Origin of the sequence: Variovorax sp. DAIF25, assembly GCF_050711835.1 — a bacterium.
Taxonomy (GTDB): domain Bacteria; phylum Pseudomonadota; class Gammaproteobacteria; order Burkholderiales; family Burkholderiaceae_C; genus Variovorax.
This window is the reverse complement of the sequence record NZ_CP136636.1, coordinates 6,312,143-6,338,957: the sequence shown is the minus strand read 5'-3', so window position 1 is coordinate 6,338,957 and position 26,815 is coordinate 6,312,143. Positions and strand designations below refer to the sequence as shown.

General features: G+C 69.3%; 25 protein-coding genes and 1 tRNA gene. 7 read left to right on the top strand and 19 right to left on the bottom strand.

The features are described from left to right. The first annotated feature begins 14 nt into the window (after positions 1-14). Positions 15-623: a Yip1 family protein gene (locus R0232_RS29360; protein WP_208509946.1), complete on the top strand. Its 609-nt coding sequence runs from the start codon at positions 15-17 to the stop codon at positions 621-623. A gap of 44 nt (positions 624-667) precedes the next feature. Then, the gene (locus R0232_RS29355) at positions 668-1,366 is read left to right on the top strand and encodes a histidine phosphatase family protein (RefSeq protein WP_093347366.1); all 699 of its coding nucleotides are present in this window, start codon (positions 668-670) and stop codon (positions 1,364-1,366) included. Positions 1,367-1,372: 6 nt separating this feature from the next. On the opposite strand, the gene R0232_RS29350 is transcribed toward R0232_RS29355, so the two are convergent. From R0232_RS29350 to R0232_RS29340, 3 genes are all read right to left on the bottom strand, one after another. Continuing rightward, entirely contained in the window at positions 1,373-2,962 is a 1,590-nt protein-coding gene (locus R0232_RS29350) for an N-acyl-D-amino-acid deacylase family protein (RefSeq protein ID WP_431510343.1), read from the bottom strand. 94 nt (positions 2,963-3,056) lie between these two features. Continuing rightward, a complete protein-coding gene (locus R0232_RS29345; RefSeq protein WP_431510342.1) occupies positions 3,057-4,433 on the bottom strand; it encodes a tetratricopeptide repeat protein in 1,377 nt (458 codons plus the stop codon). A 43-nt stretch (positions 4,434-4,476) separates the two neighbouring features. Next, positions 4,477-4,875 carry a tautomerase family protein gene (locus tag R0232_RS29340; protein WP_208509943.1) on the bottom strand — a complete coding sequence of 133 codons (399 nt, stop codon included), beginning with the start codon at positions 4,873-4,875 and terminating at the stop codon, positions 4,477-4,479. 111 nt (positions 4,876-4,986) lie between these two features. Here R0232_RS29340 and R0232_RS29335 point away from each other — a divergent pair, with 111 nt between their 5' ends. Then, positions 4,987-5,850 (top strand): LysR family transcriptional regulator, encoded by an 864-nt coding sequence (locus R0232_RS29335; RefSeq protein WP_431510341.1) that lies wholly within the window; start codon positions 4,987-4,989, stop codon positions 5,848-5,850. A 175-nt stretch (positions 5,851-6,025) separates the two neighbouring features. On the opposite strand, the gene R0232_RS29330 is transcribed toward R0232_RS29335, so the two are convergent. The 6 genes from R0232_RS29330 to R0232_RS29305 form a co-directional block, all read right to left on the bottom strand. Continuing rightward, positions 6,026-7,513 (bottom strand): ABC transporter substrate-binding protein, encoded by a 1,488-nt coding sequence (locus R0232_RS29330; protein ID WP_431510340.1) that lies wholly within the window; start codon positions 7,511-7,513, stop codon positions 6,026-6,028. Positions 7,514-7,752: 239 nt separating this feature from the next. Continuing rightward, positions 7,753-9,249 carry an ABC transporter substrate-binding protein gene (locus R0232_RS29325; RefSeq protein WP_431510339.1) on the bottom strand — a complete coding sequence of 499 codons (1,497 nt, stop codon included), beginning with the start codon at positions 9,247-9,249 and terminating at the stop codon, positions 7,753-7,755. Between the two features lie 120 nt (positions 9,250-9,369). Next, positions 9,370-10,182 (bottom strand): ATP-binding cassette domain-containing protein, encoded by an 813-nt coding sequence (locus tag R0232_RS29320; RefSeq protein ID WP_431510338.1) that lies wholly within the window; start codon positions 10,180-10,182, stop codon positions 9,370-9,372. Continuing rightward, positions 10,179-11,162 carry an ABC transporter ATP-binding protein gene (locus R0232_RS29315; RefSeq protein ID WP_431512935.1) on the bottom strand — a complete coding sequence of 328 codons (984 nt, stop codon included), beginning with the start codon at positions 11,160-11,162 and terminating at the stop codon, positions 10,179-10,181. Before R0232_RS29315 ends, R0232_RS29320 begins: the two co-directional genes overlap by 4 nt. A gap of 35 nt (positions 11,163-11,197) precedes the next feature. Further along, positions 11,198-12,079, bottom strand: a complete 882-nt coding sequence (locus R0232_RS29310) for an ABC transporter permease (protein WP_057598410.1) — start codon at positions 12,077-12,079, stop codon at positions 11,198-11,200. Beyond that, a complete protein-coding gene (locus R0232_RS29305; RefSeq protein ID WP_431510337.1) occupies positions 12,076-13,026 on the bottom strand; it encodes an ABC transporter permease in 951 nt (316 codons plus the stop codon). The genes R0232_RS29310 and R0232_RS29305 overlap by 4 nt, the downstream gene beginning before the upstream one ends. A gap of 117 nt (positions 13,027-13,143) precedes the next feature. On the opposite strand from R0232_RS29305, the gene R0232_RS29300 reads away from it, so the two are divergent. Continuing rightward, the gene (locus tag R0232_RS29300; RefSeq protein ID WP_208510418.1) at positions 13,144-13,437 is read left to right on the top strand and encodes a YfhL family 4Fe-4S dicluster ferredoxin; all 294 of its coding nucleotides are present in this window, start codon (positions 13,144-13,146) and stop codon (positions 13,435-13,437) included. On the opposite strand, the gene R0232_RS29295 is transcribed toward R0232_RS29300, so the two are convergent. From R0232_RS29295 to R0232_RS29260, 8 genes are all read right to left on the bottom strand, one after another. Then, positions 13,423-13,902, bottom strand: coding sequence for a hypothetical protein (locus R0232_RS29295; RefSeq protein ID WP_431510336.1), 480 nt, complete (start codon positions 13,900-13,902; stop codon positions 13,423-13,425). The genes R0232_RS29300 and R0232_RS29295 overlap by 15 nt on opposite strands. Before the next feature lie 96 nt (positions 13,903-13,998). Beyond that, on the bottom strand, positions 13,999-14,631 hold the full coding sequence (pth, locus tag R0232_RS29290) for an aminoacyl-tRNA hydrolase (protein WP_057595144.1): 633 nt from the start codon (positions 14,629-14,631) through the stop codon (positions 13,999-14,001). 83 nt (positions 14,632-14,714) lie between these two features. Continuing rightward, on the bottom strand, positions 14,715-15,359 hold the full coding sequence (locus R0232_RS29285) for a 50S ribosomal protein L25/general stress protein Ctc (RefSeq protein ID WP_208510420.1): 645 nt from the start codon (positions 15,357-15,359) through the stop codon (positions 14,715-14,717). A gap of 135 nt (positions 15,360-15,494) precedes the next feature. Further along, a complete protein-coding gene (locus R0232_RS29280) occupies positions 15,495-16,469 on the bottom strand; it encodes a ribose-phosphate pyrophosphokinase (protein ID WP_093341162.1) in 975 nt (324 codons plus the stop codon). Between the two features lie 174 nt (positions 16,470-16,643). Then, positions 16,644-16,720: transfer RNA gene (locus tag R0232_RS29275), tRNA-Gln, on the bottom strand. 72 nt (positions 16,721-16,792) lie between these two features. Further along, a complete protein-coding gene (gene ispE, locus R0232_RS29270; RefSeq protein WP_431510335.1) occupies positions 16,793-17,683 on the bottom strand; it encodes a 4-(cytidine 5'-diphospho)-2-C-methyl-D-erythritol kinase in 891 nt (296 codons plus the stop codon). Continuing rightward, a complete protein-coding gene (locus R0232_RS29265) occupies positions 17,680-18,099 on the bottom strand; it encodes a lipoprotein insertase outer membrane protein LolB (RefSeq protein ID WP_296791239.1) in 420 nt (139 codons plus the stop codon). The genes ispE and R0232_RS29265 overlap by 4 nt, the downstream gene beginning before the upstream one ends. Positions 18,100-18,223: 124 nt before the next feature. After that, positions 18,224-20,125, bottom strand: coding sequence for a tetratricopeptide repeat protein (locus R0232_RS29260; protein WP_431510334.1), 1,902 nt, complete (start codon positions 20,123-20,125; stop codon positions 18,224-18,226). A gap of 71 nt (positions 20,126-20,196) precedes the next feature. On the opposite strand from R0232_RS29260, the gene mutM reads away from it, so the two are divergent. The 3 genes from mutM (at position 20,197) to mutY (ending at position 24,194) form a co-directional block, all read left to right on the top strand. Continuing rightward, complete coding sequence (gene mutM, locus R0232_RS29255) at positions 20,197-21,006, top strand: bifunctional DNA-formamidopyrimidine glycosylase/DNA-(apurinic or apyrimidinic site) lyase (RefSeq protein WP_093341156.1); 810 nt, start codon at positions 20,197-20,199, stop codon at positions 21,004-21,006. 109 nt (positions 21,007-21,115) lie between these two features. Next, positions 21,116-23,083, top strand: coding sequence for a dynamin family protein (locus R0232_RS29250; RefSeq protein ID WP_431510333.1), 1,968 nt, complete (start codon positions 21,116-21,118; stop codon positions 23,081-23,083). 70 nt (positions 23,084-23,153) lie between these two features. After that, positions 23,154-24,194, top strand: a complete 1,041-nt coding sequence (gene mutY / locus R0232_RS29245; protein ID WP_431512934.1) for an A/G-specific adenine glycosylase — start codon at positions 23,154-23,156, stop codon at positions 24,192-24,194. A gap of 28 nt (positions 24,195-24,222) precedes the next feature. Here mutY and rapZ read toward each other — a convergent pair whose 3' ends face one another. Then, on the bottom strand, positions 24,223-25,098 hold the full coding sequence (gene rapZ, locus R0232_RS29240) for an RNase adapter RapZ (protein ID WP_057595151.1): 876 nt from the start codon (positions 25,096-25,098) through the stop codon (positions 24,223-24,225). 31 nt (positions 25,099-25,129) lie between these two features. Next, the gene (gene recN / locus R0232_RS29235) at positions 25,130-26,815 is read right to left on the bottom strand and encodes a DNA repair protein RecN (protein WP_431510332.1); all 1,686 of its coding nucleotides are present in this window, start codon (positions 26,813-26,815) and stop codon (positions 25,130-25,132) included.

Here is a 26,815-nt window from a genome sequence, read left to right as displayed (position 1 = left end):
TCCCTTCGACTTCCATGAACCTGGTTCAACGCGTGCAGGACATCCTGCTCAAGCCCAAGGCCACCTGGGCCCTGATCGATGCCGAGCCCGAGGACGCCGCCTCGCTCTACAAGAACTACCTGATGATCCTCGCGCTGATCCCGGCCGTGGCCGGCTTCATCGGCCTGTCGGTGATCGGCATGGGCGCCTTCGGCGTCAGCTTCCGCGTGCCGGTGCTCGCGGGGCTGGTCAACATGGTGGTCGGCTACGTGCTGTCGCTCGTGGTGGTGTTCGTGGTCGGCCTCATCGTCGATGCGCTCGCGCCCACCTTCGACGGCGTGCAGAGCCCGGTCGCCGCGCTCAAGCTCGCGGTCTATGCCTCCACCGCCTCGCTGGTCGGCGGCGTCTTCAGCCTGCTGCCCTCGCTGTCGGTGCTGGGTGCGCTGTGCGGCCTCTACGGCATCTACCTGATCTACCTCGGCCTGCCGGTGCTGATGAAGTGCCCGGCCGACCGCGCGCTGCCCTACACCGCGGTGGTGGTGGTCTGCGCCATCGTCGGCGGCTTCACGATCGCGTGGGTGCTCTCGCTGCTCACGCCTTCGCCGGCGCTGCGACTGGGCGCACTGCCGCTGGCCTTGGCCTGAAAGCGCACCCTGCGCGGGTGCCGGTGGTGGGACAATGGCGGTCGATGCCCACGCCCAAACCCGACACCACCACCGACATCATCCTCATCCGCCACGGCGAGACCGCCTGGAACCGCGAACTGCGCTTCCAGGGCCACGCCGACGTGCCGCTCAACGACATGGGCCACGAGCAGGCGCGCCGCATCGGGCTGCGGCTGGCGCAGGAAACCGCGGTGCAGCACGTGATCAGCAGCGATCTGCTGCGGGCCCAGCAGACGGCGGCGCCCGGTGCCTCGCAGCTCTCGCTGCCGATCGCCACCACGGCCTCGCTGCGCGAGCAGTTCTTCGGCATCGTCGAGGGCATGCGCTCCGACGAGATCCAGGCCCTGCATCCGCGCGCCTGGGAAGAGTGGCTCGAGTTCCGCGAGGACCACGCCATGCCCGAGGGCGAGACGCCGCGCGAGTTCCATGCGCGCATCGTCGCGGCGCTCGGCACCATCGCCAGCGCGCACCGCGGGCAGCACCTGATCGTGGTCACGCACGGCGGCGTGCTCGACATGGTGTGGCGCACCGCGCACGGCCTGAGCCTCAGCGGTCCGCGCCGCAGCGAGATTCCCAACGCCGGCTTCAACCGCATCCGCATCGCCGATCCCGCGGCGCCCGAGGCGATCGAGATCGTCGAGTGGGCCGACACGCGGCACCTGGCCGACCTGCCGCCGCAGCCGACCTACGACCAGACGCGCCACCTCCAGCGCAAGGACTGAAGCGGCTCAGCCGCAGCTGCCGGCCTTCGGCGTGCGCAGCAGCGGCCGGCCCGCGCCGACGCCCGTCGGCTGCCCCTGGTCCACCGCGAGCTGGCCGTTCACCAGCACCGTGCGCACGCCCTCGGACAGCAGCGTCGGCTGCGTGTAGGTGGCACGCGCGGCGAAGCGCGCGGGATCGAACACCACCACGTCGGCGTAGTAGCCGGGCCGCAGATGGCCGCGTTGCACCAGCCCCAGCGTGTCGGCCGTGAGCGAGGAACTGCTGCGGACGAACTGCGCGAGCGAGATCGCGTGCTCCTTCACCACGTACTGCTCGTACTTGCGCGCGAAGGTGCCGTAGGCGCGCGGATGGCCCTGCGAGGAATCCGACGAGGTCATCACCCAGGGCCGCTTCATGAAGGCGCGCACGTCGTCGTCGCTCTGGTTGAACGAGGCGATCATCAGGTCGCCGTCGCGCAGCACCGCGATGGCGGCGTCGACCGGGTCGGCGTTCGTGTCCTTCGCGACCTGCGCGAGCGTCTTGCCCACGTACTTCATGCTGCCGGCCGAGAACAGGATCGCGTCGGGTCCGCCGCGCAGCCGCAGGTTCTCGCGCATGCCGCCGCGCAGCCGCTCCTGCACCGCGGCATCGTCGAAGCGCTGCAGCAGCGCGGCGCGGCCGCCATCGATGGCCCAGGGCGGGATCAGCGCGGCCGAGAAGCGGGTGCTCGAGGCGGTCCACGGATAGTGGTCGGCCGTGATGTCCAGGCCTTTTGCGCGCTCGCGTTCGATGCGCTCGATGATGTCGCCGCTCTGGCCCTGCACGTCGACGCCGAGCGCCTTGATGTGCGCCACGTGCACCGGCAGCTTCGCCTCGTGGCCGATGCGGATCACCTCGTCGATCGAGCCCTTGAGCCCGATGTTGTACATGGACTCGTCGCGGATGTGGCTGTCGTAGAGCCCGCCATGGCGCGCCGCCACCTTCGCGAGCGCGATCACCTCCTCGGTCTTCGAGAAGTTCTGCGGCGGATAGAACAGCCCGGTCGACAGGCCCAGCGCGCCCTCGCACATGGCCTGGCTCACGTGGCGGCCCATGGCCTCGAGCTGCTCGGGCGTGGGCTGACGGTTGGCCTCGCCGAGCTGGCTGGTGCGCACCGGCCCGAAGCCGACGTACATCGCGACGTTGGTGCCCACCGGCACGGCGCGCAGCCGCTGCGCCTGGGCCGCGATGTCCCAGCCGCCGAAGCCGTCGTTGCCGATCACGGCGGTGGTCACGCCCTGGGTCAGGAACGGGATGTTGAGGCGCTTGCGCGCGTCGTTCGAATGCAGGTCGGTGTCGGCATGCGTGTGGGCGTCGATGAAGCCCGGCGCCACCACCATGCCGGTGGCGTCGATGGTGCGCTTCGCCTTGAACTGCGCGGGCATCGCGCGGCCCGCGAACACGATGCGGTCGCCCGCGATGCCGACGTCGCCGACCACGGGCCGGTCATCGTCGCCGGTGTAGACGGTGCCGCCGCGCAGCAGCAGGTCGAGTTCGACCGGTGCGTCGGCCGGTTGGGCGTGGAGCGAGGGTGCGAGGAAGGCGAGCGCGGCCAGGGCGATGAGCGAGGTCTGCATGGGGCGATGTGGGCACGGGTGGAAACGCCGGCCAGTGTGAAGTCGCCCCGCGCATGCCGCCAATTCCTTTTGCGGCACGCCCCATGTCCTGAACTCATGAGCGCGCGGCGATCTCCGGCAGGCCCAGTCGGCGGTAGACCTCGGCCGCCTGCCGGTGCAGCCGCAGCGATTCGGGCTGGGCGTTGACCTGCTGCTGCAGGATGCCCTGCGCGCCGGTCAGCGTGGCCTCGGTGCCGCTGCGCACCAGCGCGTCGAGGTAGACCTGCTCGAACAGGTCGCGCTGTGCATGGCTGCCGCCGATCTCGATCATGCGCGGCAACGCGGTGCCGAGGCCGTCGATCGCCGCGGCCAGGTCGCCGCGCGCATGGGCGCGCAGGCCGTGCGCGGCCGGCACGCACACGCGCTGCCAGGCCGCGCGCGTCGAGCCCGGCGCATGCGGCGCGAAGGCCTCGATGTTGGCCAGCAGCGTGTCGGCCTCGGGCCGGCCCGCGCGCGCCAGGCCGTAGAGGTACTGCAGGTCGAGAAAGGGCAGCACATGGTCGGCCTGGCGCTGCAGCAGGTGCTTTGCCACGTCGTCCCAGCGATCGCCGACGTCGACGCCCGCGAGCTCGAGCCGCGCGAGCAGCGAGACGGCGCCGATCTGGTCCTGCGAATACTCCTTGACCACGCCCCAGGCATGGCGGTCGTAGACCGCGAGCGCCTCGTCGCCGCGGCCCAGGTCGATGAGGAACAGCGCCACGTGCCACCAGTTGTGCGTGACCATGAAGGAGTTGAGGTCGACCCAGGTGTCGCTCACGCTCTCCATGAAGGCCAGGCCCTCGGCGAGCCGGCCCTCGGTGAGCATCACGTGCGCGAGCGCATGGTGGGCCCAGGGCTCCTTGCGGCACAGGGCGATCGCATGGCGCGCGCTGGCCTCGGCCTCGCGCATCAGGTGGCACTGCTCGTAGCCGAAGGCCGCCATGCCGTGCACGTAGGGCACCTCGGCCGCGTGCGGCAGCACGGCGAGCGCGAGCCGCAGCATGCCGGGGCAGTCGCCGGTGTTGAAGCAGTGGTACTGGCCGAGCTTGAGCGACACCAGGTCGCGCGGATGCTCGCGCGCCTGTTCGGCATGCAGCGCGATGGCGCGCGCGATGTCGCCGTCGGCCCAGGCCTCGATGGCGGCGATGTAGCGCTGCTCGCGCGGTGTGGCGCGCGCGGCCTGCTCGCGCGCCCTGGCGAGGAAGGGGCGCGCATTGGCCACGGCCTCGCGCGATTCGGCGAACAGGTGCAGCGTGGCGCCGTAGGCCTGCACGATGGGGCTCGCGTCGTGTTCGGTGGCGGCGAGCAGGTTGACGGCGCGGGCCTCGCTCGAGATGAAGCCCATGACGAAGTCGTCGACCAGCGGCAGGCTGGCGGCGTCGTCGAGCGTGAGGGGGTTGCCGAGGCTGTCGGCGTGGCGGACGGTGTTCGACGTGGGGCTGGCGGAAGGCATGGCGCATCGTGCCATGCCCCCGCGGCGGCTTCAACGCGCGGCCTCAGACACCGGCCTGTTGATGCCGGTACTCCTGCGTCTTGCCACCGTAGCCGTAGGCCGCGCCGCGCGCGTCGATCACGTGGATGTACGAGACCTCGTGCAGGTTCGGCCGCAGCCTGGCCATGGCCGCATGGACCTCGCGCAGATAGCGCGCCTTCTCGGCCTTGGTGTTGGTCTCGTCGGTGATGCTGATGTCGAGGTGGAAGGCCGACTTCCCGAGCGCGGCCAGCGACTGGCCGCCGATGAACCAGGTCTCGGCGGCGATGTACTGCACGGTGATGGCGATCACCGGCAATTGCTTGCCGAGCACGCTCTGGGTGAGCTCGGCGACGGCGTCGACGGTCTGGCGCGTGAGGTCGGCATCGGGTTGGCCGGAGAGGTGGACGACGATGTGGGGCATGGCGGACTCCTTGGTGGATGGGTAGTCGATGGGGTGATTGTGGGCAGCGCTTCGTCATCGGAAAAGCGGGAAGATATGATGGAAGCCATCGAAATATCGGATGGATAAGCCATGCAGGGATTCGATCTGGAACAGCTGCGCACGCTGGTGGCGGTGGTCGATGCGGGCAGCCTCACGGCCGCGGCGCCGCGGGTCTTCCTCTCGCAGTCCTCGGTCAGCGAGCAGATGCGCAAGCTCGAGGAGCGCGCGGGCCAGTCACTGCTCACGCGCAGCAAGGCCGGGGTGTCGCCGACCGAGGCCGGCGCGCGGCTGCTGGTCCATGCGCGGCGCATCCTGGCGCTCAGCGACGAGGCCTTTCGCGACCTGCATGGCGAGACGCTGGCGGGCGAGCTGCGGCTCGCGGTCACCGACTACTTCCGTCCGGGCGACCTGACGCAGCTGCTGGCGCGGCTCGCGCAGGGCCATCCGCGCGTGCGGCTGCACGTGAGCATCCTCAAGAGCGACGAGTTGCGCGCGGCCTACGCGCGCGGCGATTTCGACGTGGCGCTGGCGATGCACATCGCGGGCGTGTCGACGCCGCCGCCGGGCAGCCCGGCGGTGCTGCGGCGCGAGTCACTGGCCTGGCTGGGCGCGGCCGGCATGCGGGTGGTGCGCGGCGAGCCGGTGCGGCTGCTGGTGCTACCCGACACCTGCTCGCTGCATCAGTTCACGGTGGCGTTGCTGCGGCGCCGGCATGTGCCCTACGTGCTCGCGCACGTGGCCTCGGGCGTGGCGGGGCTGCAGTCGGCATTGGCGGCGGGGCTCGGCGTGGCCTGCCTCAACGAGTCGGCGATCGGCGAAGGGGTGGCGCGGCTCGCGCCGCCGCATGGGTTGCCGGCGTTGCCGCGCGTGGCCTTCCAGTTCCTGCCGGGACGCAGGGGAGAGACGGAATTCGTTGCTCGGGCGCGGGAGATGCTGGCTGTGCAGCTGGCCTAGTTTCTTGAGGCGTCGGGGGCGCGTGCACGGGACGCCGGGTACTCCCCTCCGCGAATGTCCCCCGGCCTTCGGCCTCCTCCTTGATTTCGCTGCGGGGAGTACCCGACGCCCCGTGCACGAGGGGCGTTGCGTTGCGCGGCGGGTTCCACCGCCGCGCGTTTGGAGGGCTCGTTCCTTAACCCCAGGACAGGGCCGACAGGTCGTTCACGAAGATCGGGTTTTCCTTCCAGATGCCCTTGACGTTCTTCTTCGCCACGGTGGGGAACTGCGGCTGGTAGAGGAAGCCGTTGGCCGCGTCGTTGGCCAGCATCTTCTGCGCGTCGCCCAGCAGCTTGTTGCGCTCGGCGGTGTTGGCGGTGGTCTTGATCTTGTCGAACAGCGCGTCGAAGGCCTTCGACTGGTAGCCCCAGTAGTAGTCCGACTTGGCATAGTTGCCGAGGTCGAAGGGCTCGACGTGCGAGACGATCGACAGGTCGTAGTCCTTGTTGCCGTAGGTGCCGCTGAGCCATTGCGCCCACTCGACGTTCTGCACCTTCGCCACGATGCCGATCTTGGCGAGCTGGGCCACGATCACCTCGCCGCCCTGGCGCGCGTACGGCGGCGGGGGCAGGGTCAGCTTGAGCTCGAGCGGGGTCTTCACGCCGGCCTCGGCCAGCAGCTTCTTGGCCTTCTCGATGTCGAAGGGGTTGAGGCCGGTGGTGTCGACATAGCCGGCCGCGCCGGGCACGTAGTGGCTGCCGATCGGCACGCCGAAGCCGTCGGCCGCGCCCTCGATGACGGCCTTGCGGTCGATGGCCGCGAGGATCGCGCGGCGCACGCGCACGTCGTCGAGCGGCTTCTTGCGGTTGTTGATCGACAGGATGGTCTTGGCGCGCGAGCCGGCCAGGATGGTCTGGAACTGCGGGTTGGCCTTGAACTGCGGCACCACGCGCGTGCCGATGCGCGGGAACATGTCGACGTCGCCCGAGAGCATGGCCGCGGCCTGGGCCGCGGTGTCGGAGATGAAGCGGAAGGTCGCCTTGTTGATCTTCGCGTTGCCGGGGTTGCGGAAGCCGTCCCACTTGCTCAGCGTGATCGAGGAACCCTTGACCCAGTTGTCGAGCTTGTAGGGGCCGGTGCCCACGGGCTTGGTGGCGTTGCCGTCGGCGCTCTTGGGCTCGACGATCACCGCGGTGGCCTGGCCCAGCACGAAGGGCAGGTCGGGGTCGATCTCCTTGTTGATCACGACCACCGTGTAGTCGTCGGTCGCTTGCGTGCTGAGGTTGGCGAAGGTGCGCTTGTCCTTGTTCGTGCTCTTGTCCGAACCCGCGCGGTCGAACGAGAACTTGACCGTGGCCGCGTTGAAGGGCTCGCCGTTCTGGAACTTCACGCCGCGGCGCAGCTTGAAGGTGTAGGTCTTGAGGTCGGGCGAGACTTCCCAGCTCTCGGCCAAGAGCGGCGTGACGCTGCCGTCGGCATTGATCTTGGTCAGCGTCTCGAGGATGTTGTACTGCACCACCTCGGCGATCGCGGCCGCGGCGCCCGCGGTCGGATCGAGGCCCGGCGGCTCGAGCGCCATGCCGATCACGATGGCGTCCTTCCGTCCCTGGGCCATGCCGGCCAGCGGTGTGGCCAGGGCCACGGTGGCGCCAGCGGTGGTGAGGAGGGTGCGACGGTTCAACATACGTGGTGATCTCCGGAAAAACGTCTGAGAAGGCAAAGGGCTGCCTCGCGAGGGTGAGGGGACGGCGCGCCCCGAATCAAGGCGCGGCGCCGCGAGAGACCCTCGGCGCAGCAGGAAAGATGCCACGCCGTGCAGCCAAAAGCATTCTCGCGCAGCGCGCTCGCCGCCGATGCCGCGGCGCGGCGCTTTTTCCTCGGGAGGTTCCCGGATGCGGGGCGCCGCGAAAGGTCAGCGGCCACTCACGCCCAGGACATCGCGGCGATGTCGTTGGCGAAGATCGGCGCGTCCTTCCACAGGCCGCGCAGCCCGCGCGCGGCGATGGTGATGAGCTGCGGCTGGTAGAGGAACACGTTGGCCGAGTCCTCGGCCAGGATGCGCTGCGCCTCGCCCAGCAGGCGCAGGCGGTCGGCCTCGCGCGGTGCGTTGCGCGACTTCTCGAACACCTCGTTGAACTTCGCCGACTGGTAGCCCCAGTAGTACTCGGGGCGCGTGTAGTTCACGAGGTCGAAGGGCTCGACATGCAGGATCACCGACAGGTCGTAGTTCTTGTTGCCGTAGGTGCCGCTGATCCACTGCGCCCACTCCACGTTCTGGATCTTCGCGACGATGCCGACCTGCGCGAGCTGTGCGGCGATCAGCTCGCCGCCCTGGCGCGCATAGGGCGGGGGCGGCAGCACCAGGTCGAGCTGCAGCGGCAGCTTCACGCCGGCCTCGGCCAGCAGGCGCTTGGCCTTCGCGGGGTCATAGGGGTTGATGCCGGTGGTGTCGACGTAGCCCGGCGCGGTCGGCACGTAGTGGCTGCCGATCGGGATGCCGCGGCCGTCCATGGCTGCGTCGATCACCGCCTTGCGGTCGATCGCGGCCGCGATCGCGCGGCGCACGCGCACGTCGTCGAGCGGCTTGCGCCGGTTGTTGATCGCGAGGATCGACTTGCCGCGCGAGGCGTTGAACAGGATCTGGAAGCGCTTGTCGTTCTGGAACTGCGAGAGGCTGCGCGAGACCGAGGCATGCGGGAACAGGTCGATGTCGTTCGACAGCAGCGCGGTGGTCTGCGCGGCCGGCTCCGAGACGAAGCGGAAGCTCGCGCGGCGGATCTGCACCGCGTCGGCATGGCGGTAGCCGTCCCACTTCGCGAGCACGATCGACGAGCCCTTGGCCCAGTTCTCGAGCCGGTAGGGGCCGGTGCCCACGGGCTTGGTGGCATTGCCCTCGGCCGACTTGGGCTCGACCACGATCGCCGAGGCCTGGCCGAGCTGGAACAGCAGGTCGGGCTCGATCTCCTTGGCGATCAGCACCACCGTGTTCGCATCGAGCGCCTGGGTCGTGAAGTTGGCGAAGAAGCGCTTGTCCTTGTTGGTGCTGTTGGCGGCCGAGGCGCGGTCGAACGAGAACTTGACCGTGTTCGCGTCGAAGGCCTCGCCGTTCTGGAACTTCACGCCGCGCCTGAGCTTGAAGGTGTAGGTGCGCAGGTCGGGCGAGACCTCCCAGCTCTCGGCCAGAAGCGGCGTGACGCTGCCATCGGAGTTGATCTTGGTCAGCGTCTCGAACACGTTGTAGAGCACCACCTCGGCGATCTCGGCGCCGGCCTTGGCCGTGGGATCGAGGCCCGTGGGTTCGAGCGTGAGGCCGAGCACCAGCGTGTCCTTGCGGCGTGCCTGCGCGAGGGCACCGGCCGGCAGCACGAGGGGCGCGAGCGCGGCGGCGCCGGTGGCGAGGAGGGTGCGTCTGTGAAGCATGGGCGGGCGGTCCTTTGAGCGGTGGCGAGGGCATGCGCCCTCCGGGCGCGCCGCATCATCCGCGAGGAGAGGCCCGGTGCGCAACCAGATGCTTATGCCCTGGTTGCATGACGGGCGCGCTCAGTGCCCCGGTGCCTGCAGCACCGCGCCGAGCAGCGTGCGCGTGTAGGGATGCTGGGCGTTGGCGAACAGCTCCTGCGGCGTGCCTCGCTCGACGATCTGCCCCTTGAAGACCACGCAGACTTCGTCGCACAGGTGGTTGACGACGGCGAGGTCATGGCTGATGAGCAGGTAGCTGATGCCGAACTGCTGCTGCAGGTCCTGCATGAGGTTGAGCACCTGGGCCTGCACGGAGACGTCCAGGGCGCTCACGGGCTCGTCGGCGACGATGAGCTTGGGGCGCGTGATGAGGGCCCGCGCGATCGCGATGCGCTGGCGCTGGCCGCCCGAGAACTCGTGCGGGTACTTGTCGAGGTCGGTGGGGCGCAGGCCCACGGCTGCCAGGGATTCGGCGGCGCGCTCGCGTTGTTCCTTCTTCGAGACCTGGGCTAGCGCCTCCAGAGGCTCGGCGACGATGCGCGCGACGGTCTGGCGCGGGTCGAGGGAGCCGTAGGGGTCCTGGAACACCATCTGGAAGTCGCGCCGGGCCGTGCGAAGTTCGTCCTTGCTCAATGCATGCAACTCGCGCCCCTCGAGCTTCACGCTGCCCGAGGTGGGCTTGTCCAGCGCCATCACGAGGCGTGCGATGGTCGACTTGCCCGAACCGGACTCGCCGACGATCCCCACGCTGCGCCCGGCCTGCACCTCGAAGCTCACGCCATTGAGGGCCTTGACCGTGGGCGGTGGGCCCAGCAGCTTCTCGCGCGGCAGCGCGTAGTGGCGAACGAGGTCGGTGACTTGCAACAGCGGTGTGTTGGTGGTGGTAGTGCTCATGCCACGGCCTCCGCTTCGATCTCGTCGAGCCGGATGCAGCGCACCGCATGGTCATCGGGCAGCATCACCGCCGGCGGTCGCGTCGACTGGCAGGCATCGACCGTGTAGCTGCAGCGCCCCGCGAACGGACAGCCCGCGGGCAGGTCCACCAGTTCGGGCACGCTGCCCCGGATGGTCGCCAGCCGCTGCCCCTTGGGCGCGCCGATCACCGGCCGCGCCGCAAACAGCCCCTTGGTGTACGGATGCGCCCGGTTCGCGAAGAGCGCGCGCGTCGGCCCGCTCTCCACCACGCTGCCGCCATACATCACGAGCATGCGCTGCACGCTGTTGGCGATCACGCCCAGGTCGTGCGAGATCAGGATCAGCGCCATGCCCATCTCGGCCACCAGGCTCTGGATCAGGTCGAGCACCTGCTTCTGGATGGTCACGTCCAGGGCCGTGGTGGGCTCGTCGGCGATCAGCAGGTCGGGCCCGCAGGCCAGCGCCATGGCGATGCCGATGCGCTGCCTCTGGCCGCCCGAGAACTGGTGCGGATAGGCATCCAGGCGCGAGGCCGCGTCGGGAATGCCCACGCGTTGCAGCAGGTTCAGCGCCTCGGCGCGGGCCTGCTTGGCGGTGAGGCCTCGGTGCAGCCGCAGCGGCTCGCCGACCTGGCGCGCGATGGTGTGGACCGGGTTCAGGGCCGTCATCGGCTCCTGGAAGATCATGCCGATGCGGTTGCCGCGGATCCGGCACAGGGCCGACTCGGGCTGCCCGATGAGCTCCTGGCCGTCCAGGCGGATGCTGCCCGTGACCTTGGCGGTGGCGGGCAGCAGGCCCATGAGGGACATGACCGTGATGGACTTGCCGCAGCCCGACTCGCCCACGATGCCGAGGGTCTGGCCGCGCTCGAGCGAGAAGGAGACGCCGCGCACGGCCTGGGCGGGGCCGCGCTGGGTCTGCAGGCCGATGTGGAGGTTGTCGACTTCGAGGAGGGGCATGGGGTTGGCCACGGTGCTGGTGGTTGCCATGTCGCTCACCTCGCGCGCGCCAGGCGCGGATCGAGCAGGTCGCGCAGGCCATCGCCCAGCAGGTTCAGGCCCAGCACCGCCAGCGCGATGGCCATGCCCGGGAAGACGGCCAGCAGCGGCTGCTGGAACATCAGGGTCTGCGCCTCGCTGAGCATTCGGCCCCAAGAGGGTTGCGGCGGCTGCGTGCCCAGGCCGAGATAGGACAGAGCAGCCTCGGCCAGGATCGCGATGGCGAAGCGGATGGTGATCTGCACGATCAGCACCGCCGAGATGTTGGGCAGCACGTGCTGCATGGTGATGGCGAAGCTTCCCTTGCCGCAGGCACGGGCCGCCGCCACGTACTCGCGCGACCAGATGGCGTTGGCCGATGCTCGCGTGATGCGCGCGAAGGTGGGGATGTTGTAGATGCCGATGGCGATGATGGCGTTGACGATGCCCGCGCCGAAGACGGCCGTCATCATGATGGCCGAGAGGATGGCGGGGAAGGCCAGCGAGAAGTCGGAGAAACGCATGATGGCTTCTTCCACCCAGCCCCGCCTGGCCGCGGCCAGCAGGCCCAGGGCGGTGCCTACGACCAGGCCGATGCCGACCGCGATGACGCCCACGAGGATGGAAGCACGGGCGCCCACCAGCAGCAGCGAGGCCACGTCGCGCCCGAAGGCGTCGGTGCCCAGCCAGTGGCTGGCCGAGGGCGCCTGCATCTTGTTGGCCATGTCCATGGCGTAGGGCGAGTAGGGCGTCCAGAGGTAGGAGACCAGGGCCGCGAGCAAGAGCAGGGCGGCGAGCACGCCGCCGATGACGAAGCTGCGGTGGTGGCGCGCGCGCTGCCAGAAGCCGGGCAGCTTGAGGGCGGCGGCGCTGGGGGTAACCGATGCAATGGCGCTCATATGTCGCTCGCCTTGATGCGCGGGTCGATGACGGCATAGAGCACGTCGACCACGAAGTTGACGATGACGACCATGGCTGCGAGCAGCATGACGCAGTTGCGCACGACGATGAGGTCGCGGTTGCTGATGGCCTGGAAGATCAGGCGGCCCAGGCCCGGGAGGTAGAACACGTTCTCCACCACGATGGTGCCGGCCAGCAGCTCTGAGAACTGCATGCCCATGACGGTGATGACGGGGATCAGGGCGTTGCGCAGCACGTGGGTCCACAGCACGGCGCGTTGGGTCACGCCCTTGGCGCGCGCGGTGCGCACGAAGTCCTCGCGCATGACCTCGAGCACGGCCGAGCGGGTGATGCGCGCGAGGATGGCGGCCTGCACGACGGCCAGGGACAGGGCGGGCAGCAGCAGCGACTTCAAACCGGCGTAGACGCCTTCGCCCCAGCCGTCGAAGCCGCCGGCGGAGAACCACTGCAGCTGCACGGAGAAAACGAGGATCAGCAGGATGGCGAACCAGAAGTTGGGGATGGCGATGCCGACCTGGGTGAGGCCCATGAGGCCGACGTCGCCGAGCTTGTTGTGGCGCGCGGCGGCGGTGACGCCCACGAGCAGGGCGAGCACGGTGGTGAAGGCCATGGCCAGCAGGGCCAGGGGGACGGTGAGTGCGAGGCGCTCGAGGATGAGGTCGAGCACGGGGGAGCTGTAGGCGTAGGAGTCGCCGAGGTCGCCGGTGAGCAGGCCCGCGATCCAGTGCCAGTAGCGGGTCCAGGCGGGTTGGTCGAGGCCGAGCTTGGTGGCCAGGGCGGCGACGGCTTCGGGGGCGGCATCCGGGCCCATGAGCATCTGCGCGGCGTTGCCGGGCAGGATCTCCAGGACCAGGAAGACGATGATGGAGGCGCCGATCAGCGTGCCGATCAGCGTGGCAAGGCGCTTGATTAAGAAGAGGCTCATGGGGCGGGGCGCAGCATAACCCGACAACTGCAACAAACATGCCGTAGCACTGGATCCCCGAGGGGATGGCTCTCCCACGTTGCCGCCGGGGACTCCGCCGCCTGGGATAATCGCGGCATGGCCCTCATGATCACCGACGAATGCATCAACTGCGATGTCTGCGAGCCGGAGTGCCCGAACGATGCGATCTACATGGGCGAGGCGATCTACGAGATCGATCCGCACAAGTGCACCGAATGCGTGGGCCACTTCGATGAGCCGCAGTGCGTGCAGATCTGCCCCGTGGCCTGCATCCCGATCCATCCGGACCACGTGGAAAGCCGCGAGACGCTGCTGCAGAAGTACCAGCGTCTCACGGCAACGAAGGCCGCGCTACCGCAGCCTCCGTCCCCACCCTCAACCGGCGTCTGAGGCCGCGGGCTTGCGGCGCTTCTTCTTCGCGCCGCCTTCCTCCCCGGGCTTCGATCCCGGTCTTTCTCCGTAGCTGGCCGTGGCCTTGCGCGGCTCGGCCGCGAGCCTGGCGGCGCGGGCCTTCTCCAGGCGCTCCTGGGCTTCGAGCCTGCGTTGCGCGAGGGCAGCGCGATGGGCCTCCTGCGCGGCGCGTTGGTCGCGCTGATGCGCCTGCTTCTCCTCGGACAACCGCGTGCGCTCGAGCCGGTCGGCGAGCTTCGCGTTGCGCCGCGTGGCTTCGTCGGCGGCCTGGCGGTCGTCGTCGCTGCGCGCGTCGTCCACCTTCACCGTCGTTCCGCCCGCGCAGGGGCGGTCGCTGTAGCTGTTGCCGCAGCGCCAGGTCGACGTGCCCGGCTGCTGCGCGAATGCGCTCGTCAGCGCGCAGGCGCCGATGGCCATCGCGCTCGCGACGATGGTCCGGCGCATGCCGTGCGTTCTTCTCGTTCTCTCCCTCGTTGTCGACATCGTTCTTCTCTCCCTCTTGCTTCGCGCTCTGTCGGCGCTTCCCGCGATGAACGCTGGCTAGGGTGCGGCGGGCGCGCTGCCGTCGCCAGGCTCGCGCCGCGGCGGTTTGGGCCGGGGCGGTTTGCTCGTGTGGATGGTGGCCGTGGCCTTTTCCATTTCGCCCGCGAGCAGCGCGGGCAGGGCATGCAGGCTGCGCACGATCGCGTCGTCGATCGCATCGCGCTGTTCCTTCAGCGGCTTCTTGAGCACCCAGTTGATCACCTCCGACTTCACGCCGGGATGGCCGATGCCCAGGCGCAGCCGCCAGTAGTCGCCGGTGCCGAGCTGCGCATGGATGTCGCGCAGGCCGTTGTGGCCCGCATGGCTGCCGCCGAACTTGAGCTTGGCCTGGCCGGGCACCACGTCGAGCTCGTCGTGGGCCACGAGGATTTCTTCGGGCGCGATCTTGAAGAAGCGCGCGAGCGCGGCGACCGACTTGCCCGAGAGGTTCATGAAGGTCTGCGGCTCGAGCAGCCAGATGCTCTGGCCGCCGATGTTCGCGCGCGCCGCGAGGCCGTGGTAGCTGCGCTCGGGCACGAGGTTGAGCTTCCAGTCGCGCGCGAGGGCGTCGATCCACCAGAAGCCGGCGTTGTGCCGCGTGGCTTCGTATTCAGGCCCGGGATTGCCGAGGCCGACGAACAGTTTGATCATGGGGCGGGATTATCGGGCGGTCGCGCAATGCAAAAGGCCCGCGCGAGGCGGGCCTTTGGTTTGCAGCGCGAAGCCGAGAAGAATTACTTCTTGCCGGACTTCTTGGCGGGAGCCGCTGCGGGTGCAGCTTCGGCAGCGCCTTCGGCAGCGGGTGCCGGCTCTTCGGCGACCAGCGGCGGCACGGCCGAGACCACGACCGGGTTGGTCTTGCCGTGGCTCACGAACTTCACGCCCTTGGGCAGCTTGATGTCGTTGACGTGCAGCGTGGCGTTCTTCTTCAGACCCGAGAGGTCGATCTCGATGAACTCGGGCAGGTCGCTGGGCAGGCAGCTCACTTCGAGTTCGGTCAGCACGTGGTTCACGAGGTTGTGGTCGAGCTTGACGGCATCGGACTCTTCCTCGCCCTTGAAGTGCAGCGGCACCTTCATGTGCAGGCGGGTCTTGGCATCGACGCGTTGGAAGTCGATGTGCTGGACCAGCTGGCGGAACGGGTGGTACTGCACGTCGCGCAGCAGCACCTTGCTCACGCTGCCGCCGAGTTCCATCTCGAGGACGGAGGCGTGGAAGGCTTCCTTCTTGAGGGCGTGCCACAGCGCGTTGTGATCGAGCTCGATCAGTTGCGGCTGGCCTTCGCCACCGTAGACGATGCCGGGCGTCTTGCCCGAGATGCGGAGACGGCGGCTCGCACCCGTGCCCTGCTTGGCGCGCTCGAAAGCGACGAATTTCATAGTTAACTCCTTGGAGCGAAGGCACGACGGCCATTTCGCTTCTTGAGCGCCGACCGCGACCAGTGCGGCGCCGGTTTCAAAATGACTTCCCGATCAGGGAAGCCGGCTTTTTGCCCGAACGGCAGGAGCGCAATCTCAGAAGAGATTGTCCTGGTCCGAGAACAAACTCATCACCGACTCGCCCTTGGCAATGCGCTGGATCGTCTCGGCGATCAGCGGTGCCACGGAGAGCTGGCGGATCTTTCCGCAGCCGTTGGCGCTGTCGGAAAGGGGAATGGTGTTGGTCACGACCACTTCGTCGAGGGCCGTGCCCTTGCTGAGGCGCTCGATCGCGGGACCCGAGAAGATCGGGTGCGTGCAATAGGCGTAGACGCTCTTGGCGCCGCGTTCCTTCAGCACTTCGGCCGCTTTGACCAGCGTGCCGGCGGTGTCGATCATGTCGTCCATGATCACGCAGTTGCGGCCGTCGATCTCGCCGATCACGTTCATGACTTCGCTGACGTTGGCCTTGGGGCGGCGCTTGTCGATGATGGCGAGGTCGCAGTTCAGTTGCTTGGCCAGCGCGCGGGCACGGACCACGCCGCCGACGTCGGGCGAGACCACGATCAGGTCTTCGTAGTTCTTGGCGCGCAGGTCGCCCAGCAGCACGGGCGAGGCGTAGATGTTGTCGACCGGGATGTCGAAGAAGCCCTGGATCTGGTCGGCGTGCAGGTCCATCGTGAGCACGCGCTCGACGCCCACGGTTTCCAGCAGGTTGGCCACGACCTTGGCCGAGATCGGCACGCGGCTCGAGCGCGGGCGGCGGTCCTGGCGGGCATAGCCGAAATAGGGAATCACGGCGCTGATGCGTTCGGCCGAAGCGCGCTTGAGCGCGTCGACCATGATCAGCAGTTCCATCAGGTTCTCGTTGGTCGGGGCGCAGGTGGACTGCACCACGAACACATCGCGTGCCCGCACGTTCTGGTTGATCTCGACGGTGACTTCACCGTCGGAGAAGCGACCGACGCGGGCGGCACCGAGGGTGGTGCCCAGGTTGCTCGCGATTTCTGCAGCAAGGCCCGGATTGGCATTGCCGGTGAAAACCATGAAATCAGGATGGTGAGCCTGCATGAGCGCGTCCCGGCTGAGCGATTTGGCTTGGGAAAGCCGCCAAAGAGTTACGAGTCTTGGCGACCCTGGGGCCGCCGATTATTGCAGCGGGTCGGCCGCAAACGAAGTGCCGGGTCCAGGGACCGCGGCTTCAAAAAGAAACTACGGCCCGCGGGCCGTAGTTTCTGAAAGGTTTGGCAGGGGAGAAAGGATTCGAACCTTTGCATGCTGGAATCAAAATCCAGTGCCTTAACCAGCTTGGCGACTCCCCTACACAGGTCGACGGTTTGCACCGCCTACCGATATATGTCGCATCGAAACGCCTGGGCGCTCCGATCAGTTTTTCAGGCTGCCCAACCTCGAAGTGGATGAGCGGCCAGATTGTCGCATTGGCGAACCTGCCAGCCCGTGGGGCCCGAAAGCAGTTCCGCGTTCTGCGGTTCCTGCTGCATTCTGGCGAACACCGAACTTCCGGAGCCGGTCATCCTGGCATCGAATCCCTGGGCGCCGAGCCAATTGATGGCGTCGGTGATCGCGGGACAGAGCCGTTGGGCAACCGGCTGCAGGTCGTTGTGGCCGAAATCGAAAACTTCCTCGCCGAGGCGTAAGGGGTTTTGATCTGCGTGCTGTTCGCGTACTGCAGCAAAGCCCGTGATTATAGCAACAGGACTTGCCCGTTGCAGATCATCTGCAGAAAAAATTAAACGGGTATCGAGTCCTTCGGGTGGTTTGACCACAACGAAGCGTGCCGACGGCAGTTCGATCGGGCGAATTTTCTCGCCGATGCCTTCGACCCAGGCGTTGTGGCCCGAGAGGAAGAACGGCACGTCGGCGCCCAGCGACAGGCCGATGCGCGAGAGCTCCGCGAGCGGCAGCCGCAGGTTCCAGAGCCGGTTGAGCGCCAGCAGGCAGGTCGCGGCATCGGAAGAGCCGCCGCCCATGCCGGCCTGCGAGGGCACGTGCTTCGCGACGCCGATGTGCGCGCCCTGGCCCGGCGCCGCGTGGGCCTGCAGCGCGCGCGCGGCGCGCAGCACGAGGTCGTCGGCCGGCAGCGGCACGGTCAGGTCCTCGCGGCTCAACTGGCCGTCGCCACGCAGTTCGACGTGGAGCGTGTCGCACCAGTCGATCAGCATGAAGACCGACTGCAGCAGGTGGTAGCCGTCGTCGCGCCGGCCGGTGACGTGGAGGAAGAGGTTGAGCTTGGCCGGAGCGGGAAGGTCGTAGATCGCCTTCATGACGCCGGCATGCGCTCGAACACGATGCGCAGGTCGGCCTGCGGCGCCGGTGTCTCGCGCAGCGCCTGCAGCCGGCCGCTCGCGAGCTGGCCGAGGTCGGCTCGCCAGCCGGGCACGGGGTCGTTGCGGCCCTCGAGCCAGCCGAACAGCGCGGCGACCGGGATCGCGGCGCCGGTGGCGGCCTCGATCAGCGCGTCGAGCGAGGCGTAGCGCCGCGTGTCGCTGCCGTTCTTCAGCAGGGCTTCGCCGGGCGACCAGTGCAACTGGGCCAGCGTGCTGCCGATCGGCGTGGTGAGCGAGAGCTCGCCGGTCTCGGGCGAGCCACGCAGCTCGAACAGCGCCGAGAAGGTCTGCACCGGTTCGCTGTCCACGCGCAGCGACATGCGGCCGCTCCAGGCATTCGTCGCGCGCGGCACGGAGGCCTTCGAGCCGCCCGTCAACTGCGCGCATCCCGCTATGGAAAAAGTAGCGATTGCCGTCAGCAGCAGACGCCGGCCGCCATCGGGCCGCGCGCCGCCGGAGGCCACGAGCGCCGCCATCTCAGGGCTTGACCCGCAGGCGCTTGAGCGTTTCCTGCAGGGTTTCGTTGTCGGCGTCGCTCAGCAGCGCTTCCTTCCAGATCGTGACCGCGCGGTCCTTCTGGCCGATGCTCCACAGCACTTCGCCGAAGTGGGCGCCGATCTCCGGATCGGGGCGCGTCTTGTAGGCGGCCTCGAGGATGCGGATGGCCTCGGCGGTGTTGCCGAGCCTGAACTCGACCCAGCCCAGGCTGTCGGCGATGAACGGGTCTTCGGGCGCGAGCTGCACGGCCTTCTGGATCAGCGTGCGGGCTTCCTCGAGCCGGATCTTGCGATCGGCGAACGAGTAGCCGAGCGCGTTGTAGGCGTTCTGGTTCTCGGGCTTGAGCTGCATCAGCCGGCGCAGTAGCCGCTCCATCTCGTCGAGGCGGTCGAGCTTCTCGGCCATCATGGCCTGGTCGTAGACGAGGTCGGTGTCGTCGGGCGCGGCGGCCGAGGCCTGGGCCAGCATGTCGTAGGCGGCCTGGAACTGCTTGGCGTCGCGCAGCAGCTGCACCTCGGCCAGGAACTTCTGCTTCTTGTCCTCGGGCGTGCGCTCGGGCAGGCCGCGCACGAGTTCGCGTGCCTGCGGCAGCTTGCCCTGGCGCGCCAGCAGGCCGGCGCGGCGCGTCTGCGCGATCACCAGGTCGTCGGTGTTGTCGATGCGCGCGAGCCAGCGCTCGGCGCCGGTGAAGTCCTTGCGCCGCTCGGCCAGTTGCGACAGCAGCAGGTAGGCCTGCGTCACGCCGCGGTTGCGGTCGCCGGCCTCGGCCTGCGCGGCGGCGGCCGGCTGGCTGCTGGCCAGCTCGAGGTAGCGCTTGAGCGAGGTCTCGGCCGCGGCGTCCTGACGTGCCTGGGCCTGCAGGCTGCCGAGCAGCAGCCAGGGTTCGGCGAGCTCGGGGCGCGCGACGGTCAGCGATTGCAGCTGGCTCGAGGCTTCGGCGTAGCGGCGGTTCTCGACCAGCACGCGCGAATAGGCCACGCGCAGCTCGGGCGAAGCCTTCGGGTTGCCGGCCAGGTAGCGCGTGACGATCGGTTCGGCCAGCGGCTGGCCCGGATCGATGAGCTCGAGCGCGAGCGCCGGGGGCGCATCGGAGGCCGGGTCGGCCTGCTGGCCCTTGCGCGCGGCCTCGAGCGCACCCGAGTTGTCGCCGGCATTGAGGCGCAGCCGGCCCACCGTGGCCCAGGCCATGCCCGCCGTCGCGGGATTCTTGAATTCGTCGACCAGCGCCTGCTCGACCACCGAGGCGGCGAGCTTCTTGTCGGTGGCGCGCGAGTAGTTGCGCGCGATCACGGCCATCAGCAGCGGCCGCTCGACCTGCGGGCTGGCCGCGATCTCGGCGCGCAGCAGTTCGGTCGTGTCGCCGATGCGGTTGAGCAGGATCAGGATCTGCAGCTCGAAGCGGCGCGCGTCGCGCGAGTTGGGCACCGTGTCCTGCCAGGCGCGTGCCGCGGCGAGGGCCGCGTCGCCCGAGCGCGATTGCAGCGCGATCTCGATCGCGCGCTGGAACAGCTTGCCGTCGCGCAGCCTGCGCGCCGCATCGAGCACGTACTGGTAGCCCGAACCGGGATCGCCCGAGCGCGCGCTGAGCTCGCCCATGAGGATCTCGTAGAACATGTCGGCGCTCAGGGCCGAAGGCTGCGGCGCGGGATCGGCCGCGGCGGCCGCTGCAGCGGGCTTTGCGGGCGCCGTGCGCGCGGGCGGCTTGGCGGGCTGCGGGCTCGCGGGCGTTGCCGGCTTGGGCGGCGCGCTGCGTTCGATGATGGGAGCCGGGCTGTCCGGCGCGGCGGGGTCGGAGGACTGCGCGTGAACGTGGGCGGCGCAGGCCAGGAGCACGAGTGACGCGGCCGCCGCAAGGCGGTGTCGGCGGGGCGATGGAATCATCGAACCATAATAATCCATGCATTTGAACGAGCACCGCGTGGGGCTTCGTGTCCTGCAGTTGTTGGAGCCCCATGCCTGAGCTACCCGAAGTCGAAGTCACGCGGCGCGGAATCGCGGACCGCATCGCTGGCGCGCGCATCGATGCGGTGCGCATCGGCAAGCCGTTGCGCTGGGCGCTGATGGTGGCGCCCGAGCTGCTCGTGGGTCGCCGCGTGCGCGAGGTGCGCCGGCGCGGCAAATACCTCCTGATCGATCTCGACGTGGGCCTGCTGCTGCTGCACCTGGGCATGTCGGGCAGCCTGCGTTTCGATGCCGCCCTGCCCGAGCCCGGCGTGCACGATCACTTCGACCTGGTCACCGACCGCGGCACGCTGCGGCTCAACGATCCGCGCCGCTTCGGCGCCGTGGTCTACGTCGACGACGAGGCCGCGCCCTGGGCGATCAAGCTGCTCGGCGGGCTCGGCATGGAGCCGCTGGGCGAGGCCTTCGACCTCGATGCCTTCCATGCCGGCCTGCGCAAGCGCCGCACCGCGATCAAGCAGGTGCTGCTCGCGGGCGACGTGGTGGTGGGCGTGGGCAACATCTACGCTTCGGAGGCACTGTTCCAGGCCGGCATCCGTCCCACGCTGTCGGCCGCGCGCATCAGCCGGCCGCGCGCCGCGCGGCTGCATGCCGCGGTCAAGGAGATCCTGGCGCGGGCGGTCGAGAAGGGCGGCAGCACCTTGCGCGACTTTTCCATCGACGGCCAGAACGGCTACTTCCAGCTCGAGGCCACGGTCTACGGCCGTGCTGGCGAACCATGCAGGGTCTGCGGCACGCCGATCCGGCTGTTGCGTCAGGGGCAGCGCTCGACCTATTTCTGTCCGGTGTGCCAGAAGTAGTCCGATGATCGGTCGCAGTGCCGCAGCACGGCCGGAGGTCAATGCGTACCGGTCACCCGGTTTTCAGATTGCGATGTTATATTTGTAAGAAAGTTTTTACATTTCCACCTTGAGCCGCTCCTTCAACCAACAACTCGACCAGCACGGTGCGTGGCGGAGCAATTTCGCCCACCGCTTGCAGTGGCTGTCCCGCTGGCTGACCGAGAACGAGCTGCTCGACCAGGCGGTGGCCGAGCGGCTGCGCGGGCTCGAATCGCAGATCCGCACCAGCAAGGTCATGGTGGCCTTCGTCGCCGAGTTCTCGCGCGGCAAGTCGGAACTGATCAACGCGATCTTCTTCGCCGGCTACGGGCGGCGCATCATGCCGGCGAGCGCGGGCCGCACCACCATGTGCCCGACCGAGCTCGGCTACGACGCCATGCTGGCACCCAAGCTGCGCCTGCTGCCGATCGAAACCCGTCTCGAACCGCATTCGCTCGCCTACTGGCGCGACCAGCCCGCGCGCTGGACCGAGATCGCGATCGATGTCGGCGATGCCGAGCGGCTGGCCCAGGCCATGGCCAAGGTGGCCGAGGTGCGCTGGGTCTCGCAGGACGAGGCACGCGCGCTGGGCTTCTGGAACGAGGAGACGCCCGACGACAACCCGGTGCAGGACGCCGAGGGCCGGGTCGAGATCCCGCGTTGGCGCCATGCCGTGCTGAACATGCCGCATCCGCTGCTCGAGCAGGGGCTGGTGATCCTCGACACCCCGGGCCTCAACGCGATCGGCGCCGAGCCCGAGCTGACGGTGAGCCTGATCCCGCAGGCGCATGCGGTGGTCTTCATCCTCGGCGCCGAAACCGGCGTCACCCGCTCCGACCTGTCGATCTGGCGCGAGCACCTCGTGACCGAGAACGAAGGCAGCGACACCCGCTTCGTGGTGCTCAACAAGATCGACACCCTGTGGGACACGCTGAGCACCCACGCGCAGATCGAGCAGCAGATCGAGCAGCAGCGCCAGGTCGCCGCCAAGCACCTCGACGTGCCGCTCGCGCAGGTGCTGCCGGTGTCGGCGCAGAAGGGCCTGCAGGCCAAGGTGCACCGCGACGCGCGGCTGCTCGAGGCCAGCCGCCTGCCCGCGCTCGAGGCCCTGCTGGGCCAGGGCGTGCTCGGCAAGCGCGAGACCATGCTGCGGCTGGCCGTCGATGCCGGCATGGCCGCGCTGCGGACCGAGGCCGAGCGCATCCTCAAGGTGCGCCAGCGCGACCTGGCCGAGCAGGCGCTCGAGCTGCAGGGGCTGCGCGGCAAGAACGTGTCGGTGATCCGGCACATGCGCGCGCGCATCGACCAGGAACAGAACGAGTTCGAGGGCAGCAACGCGCGCATCCTGGCGCTGCGCTCGGTGCAGGGCAAGCTGCTGCGCGAGGTCTACGCGGTGCTGGGCCGCACGGCGCTCAAGGCCGACATGGTGCGGCTGTCGGCCGCGCTCAAGCGCCCCGGCGTCAAGTTCAACGTGCGCAAGGTGTACGGCGAGACCTTCGACTCGCTGCGCAACAACCTGCGCGAGGTGCAGGCGACCACGGCCGAGATCCAGTCGATGCTGCATGCCACCTTCCGCCAGCTCAATGCCGAGCAGGGTTTCACCCTGCAGGCGCCGGCCGAGCCCGACCTCAGCGGCTTCGAGCAGGAGCTCAGCCAGATCGAGCGCAGCCACATCCACTACCTGGGCGTGGGCAACATGCTCAAGCTCGCGCAGGCCGACTTCTGCGACAAGCTGGTGCGCGCGCTCGCGAGCCGGCTGCGGCTGGTGAACGAGGCCGCCATGACCGAGGTCGAGCGCTGGAGCAAGGGAGCCAGCGCGCAGATCGATGCGCAGCTCAAGGAGCGCCGTCGCAACTTCAGCAAGCGCATCGAGGCGATCGAGCGCATCCAGAACGCGGCCGGCAGCCTCGACGAGCGGCTGCTCGAACTGGCGGCGCAGGAGAGCGCGCTGGCCGGGCTGCAGCAGCGCCTGAGCGAATTCACCGCGCTGATCGCGCAGCAGGGCAAGCCGTCCGCCACGGCGGCCGCGGCCGGCGAGCTGCGTGCCGCGGCCTGAGCACGGCGTGCCGGCGACCGTTGCCGCGCGCACGCGCAAGCGCAGCCCCGAGGCTGCCGCGCCCGCCGCCTTGAAACTCCCGGCGCACTTCGCCGAGCGCGTGGTCGCCTGGCAGCGCAGCCATGGCCGCAGCGAGCTGCCGTGGCAGAACACGCGCGATCCCTACCGCGTGTGGCTGTCCGAGGTGATGCTGCAGCAGACGCAGGTCACGACCGTGCTCGGCTACTTCGCGCGCTTCCTCGAGCGCTTTCCCGACGTGCGGGCGCTGGCCGAAGGCACCGAGGACGAGGTCTTCGGGCTCTGGAGCGGCCTCGGCTACTACAGCCGCGCGCGCAACATGCACCGCTGCGCGCAGGAGGTGATGGCGCGCTTTGGCGGCAGCTTCCCGCAGACGGCCGCCGAACTGGCGACCTTGCCGGGCATCGGCCGTTCCACCGCCGCGGCCGTCGCGGCCTTCTGCTTCGGCGAGCGCGTCGCCATCCTCGACGGCAACGTGAAGCGCGTGCTGACGCGGGTGCTGGGCTTCGGCGAGGACCTGTCCTCCTCGGCCAGCGAGCGCCTGCTCTGGGAGCATGCGACGCGGCTGCTGCCGCCGGCCGACGACCGCGAGGCGATCACGAGCTACACGCAGGGGCAGATGGACCTCGGCGCCACCGTCTGCCTGCCGCGCAAGCCGAGCTGCATGCTGTGCCCGGTCAACGACAGCTGCGTGGCGCGGCGCGAAGGTTCGCCCGAGCGCTATCCGGTCAAGACGCGCAAGTTGCGGCGCACGGCGCAGTCGCTGTGGGTGCTGCTGGCGCGCGATGCGAGCGGGCGCGTGTGGCTCGAGAAGCGGCCCGCCAAGGGCATCTGGGCCGGCCTGCATTGCCTGCCGGTGTTCGATTCGCGCGACGAACTGCTGGCCGCGCTGCCCGCGGTCGAACGCGATCGCTGCGAGGACCTCGCGCCCTTCGTGCATGTGCTGACCCACAAGGACCTGCACCTGCATCCGGTGCGCATCGATGGCGGAACGCCGCAGGGCGATGCGGCGCGCTGGGTCGAGGCCTCGGAATGGCTGGGCCTGGGGCTGCCCGCGCCGGTGCGCAAGCTGCTCGAGAACACCGGGGGCTGAGGCCCTCGGCCCCTCGCCCTTTTTTTCTTCAGCTCGCGTCGAGTTCGCGGTGCCGCTTGAGCGCGCCCCAGCGCGCGCCGAAGCTGCGCGCCAGCTGCTCGACCAGGAACACCGAGCGGTGCTGCCCGCCGGTGCAGCCGATCGCCACCGTCACGTAGCTGCGGTGGTCGCGCGCGAGCGCATCGAGCCAGCGCGTGAGGAACTGCTCGATGTCCTCGTACATGCGCGCCACGTCGTCGTGCTCGCGCAGCCAGTCGGCCACTGGCGCGTCGCGGCCGGTCAGCGGCCGCAGCGTGGGCACGTAGTGCGGGTTGGGCAGCATGCGCACGTCGAACACGAAATCGGCATCGAGCGGCACGCCGCGCTTGAATGCGAAGGACTCGAAGACCAGCGTCAGGCGGCTCTGCGGCGCCGAGATCAGCGACTTGACGTAGCTCTGCAGCTGCGCCGGCCGGATCAGGCTGGTGTCGATCACGTCGGCGCCTTCGCGCAGGTCGGCCAGCAGCTCGCGCTCGAGCTCGATGGCCTGCACCAGCACGCGCTGCTGGTCGGGCACGTCGGTGCGGCCTTCCTGGCTCGACAGCGGATGGCGGCGCCGGGTTTCCGAATAGCGGCGCAGCAGCGCGTCGGTGGTCGCGTCGAGGAACAGCGAGCGCAGCGACACGCCGTCGTTGCGCAGCGCCTCGAGCTGCTGCGGAACGATCGGCAGCGAGACGCCGCTGCGCACGTCCATCGCGATCGCCACGCGCTGCGCGTTCTGCGCGTGCTGCAGCGCGATGAAGGGCGTGAGCAGCTCGGGCGGCAGGTTGTCGACGCAGTAGTAGCCCGCGTCCTCGAGCGCATGCAGCGCGACCGACTTGCCGGAGCCCGACATGCCGGTGATGAGCACCAGGTCGAGGCTCATCGCGCAGCCCCGTGGTCTTGGCGCGCCGCCTTCATGAGGTGGCCGCCGGTGTCTTGTGGCCCAGCATCTCGCGCGCGTGGGCGAGCGAGGTCTGCGAGACCTTCTCGCCGCCCAGCATGCGGGCGATCTCGTTCGCGCGGCTGTCGTCGTCGAGCAGCGACACGCCGCTCTCGGTGCGCGGACCATCCTTGCCGGTGGTTCCCGCGGTCTGCCGCTTGGCGACCACGAGGTGGTGGTCGGCGCAGGCCGCCACCTGGGGCAGGTGGGTGACCGCGAGCACCTGGCGGTCGCGGCCCAGCTGCTTCATGAGCCGGCCCACGGTCTCGGCGACCGCGCCGCCGACGCCCGAATCGACCTCGTCGAAGATCAGTGTCTGGGCGGCGCCGAGCTGGCTGGTGGTGACCGCGATCGCGAGCGCGATGCGCGAGAGTTCGCCGCCCGAGGCCACCTTGCCGATCGGCCGCGGCGTGCTGCCGGTGTGGCCGGCGACCAGGAAGGCGATCTCCTCGAGACCGGCCTTGCCCGGCTGGGCCAGCGGCTGCAGATCGACCTCGAAGCGGCCGCCCTGCATGCCCAGGCCCTGCATCGCCTGCGTGACCGCCTGGGCCAGCTTGGGCGCGGCCTGCTTGCGCAGCTTGCCGAGCGCGCGGGCCTCCTTCAGGTAAGCCTGTTGCGCCGTCTGCTCGGCGCGTTCCAGGCCTTCGAGGTCGCTTTGTGCGTCGAGGGCCTGCAGCTCGGCCTGCCAGCCGGCCAGCAGCGCCGGCAGCTCGACCGGCGGGCGCTTGTAGCGGCGCGCCAGCGACATCCACAGGCTCATGCGTTCGTCGAGTTCGGCCAGACGCTGCGGGTCGGTGTCGGCGTCGCGCAGGTAGCCGTGCAGCGAGTGCGCGGCATCGGCGGCCTGCGCGATGCTGGAGGACAGCACCTCGCCGAGCGCGCGAAACTCGGGCTCGATGTGTTCGCAGTTCTGCAGCAGCGTGACCGCGCGCGAGAGCGCGGCCAGCGCGCCGTTGTCCTCGTCCTCGAGCGCGTGGCTGGCGCCCTGGGCGGCGTCGATCAGCGCCTGCGCGTTCGAGATGCGCGTGTGGCTTCCCGACAGTTCTTCCCATTCGTCGGCGCCGGGCGCGAGCTTCGCGACCTCCGAGATCTGCCACTGCAGCCGTTCGCGCTCGCGCTGCAGCGAATCCTGCGTGCCGCGCGCACGCTCGAGCGCGGACAGCGCCTGGCGCCAGCCCTGCCAGGCGGCGTCGAGCGCATCGGTGCGCACGCCGGCGTAGGCATCGAGCAGGCCGCGCACCGCGTCGGGCCGCGTGAGGCTCTGCCAGGCGTGCTGGCCATGGATGTCGAGCAGCCGGTCGCCGATGTCGCGCAGCTGCGTCGCGGTGGCGGGGCTGCCGTTGATCCAGCCGCGGCTGCGGCCCTGCAGGTCGACGGTGCGGCGCAGCAGCAGGGCATCGCCCGCCTCGAAGCCGCCTTCGTCGAGCCAGGCCACGAAGGCCGGGTCGTTGTCGAACTCCGCGCTCACGTCGAGCCGCTCGGCGCCTTCGCGCACCGCGCCCGCATCGGCGCGATTGCCGAGCGCGAGCTGCAGCGCGTCGATCAGGATGGATTTGCCCGCGCCGGTTTCGCCGGTCAGCACCGTGAAGCCGTCGGACAGGTCGATCTCCAGGGATCGCACGATCACGAAATCGCGCAGTGCGATGCGTCTGAGCGCCAT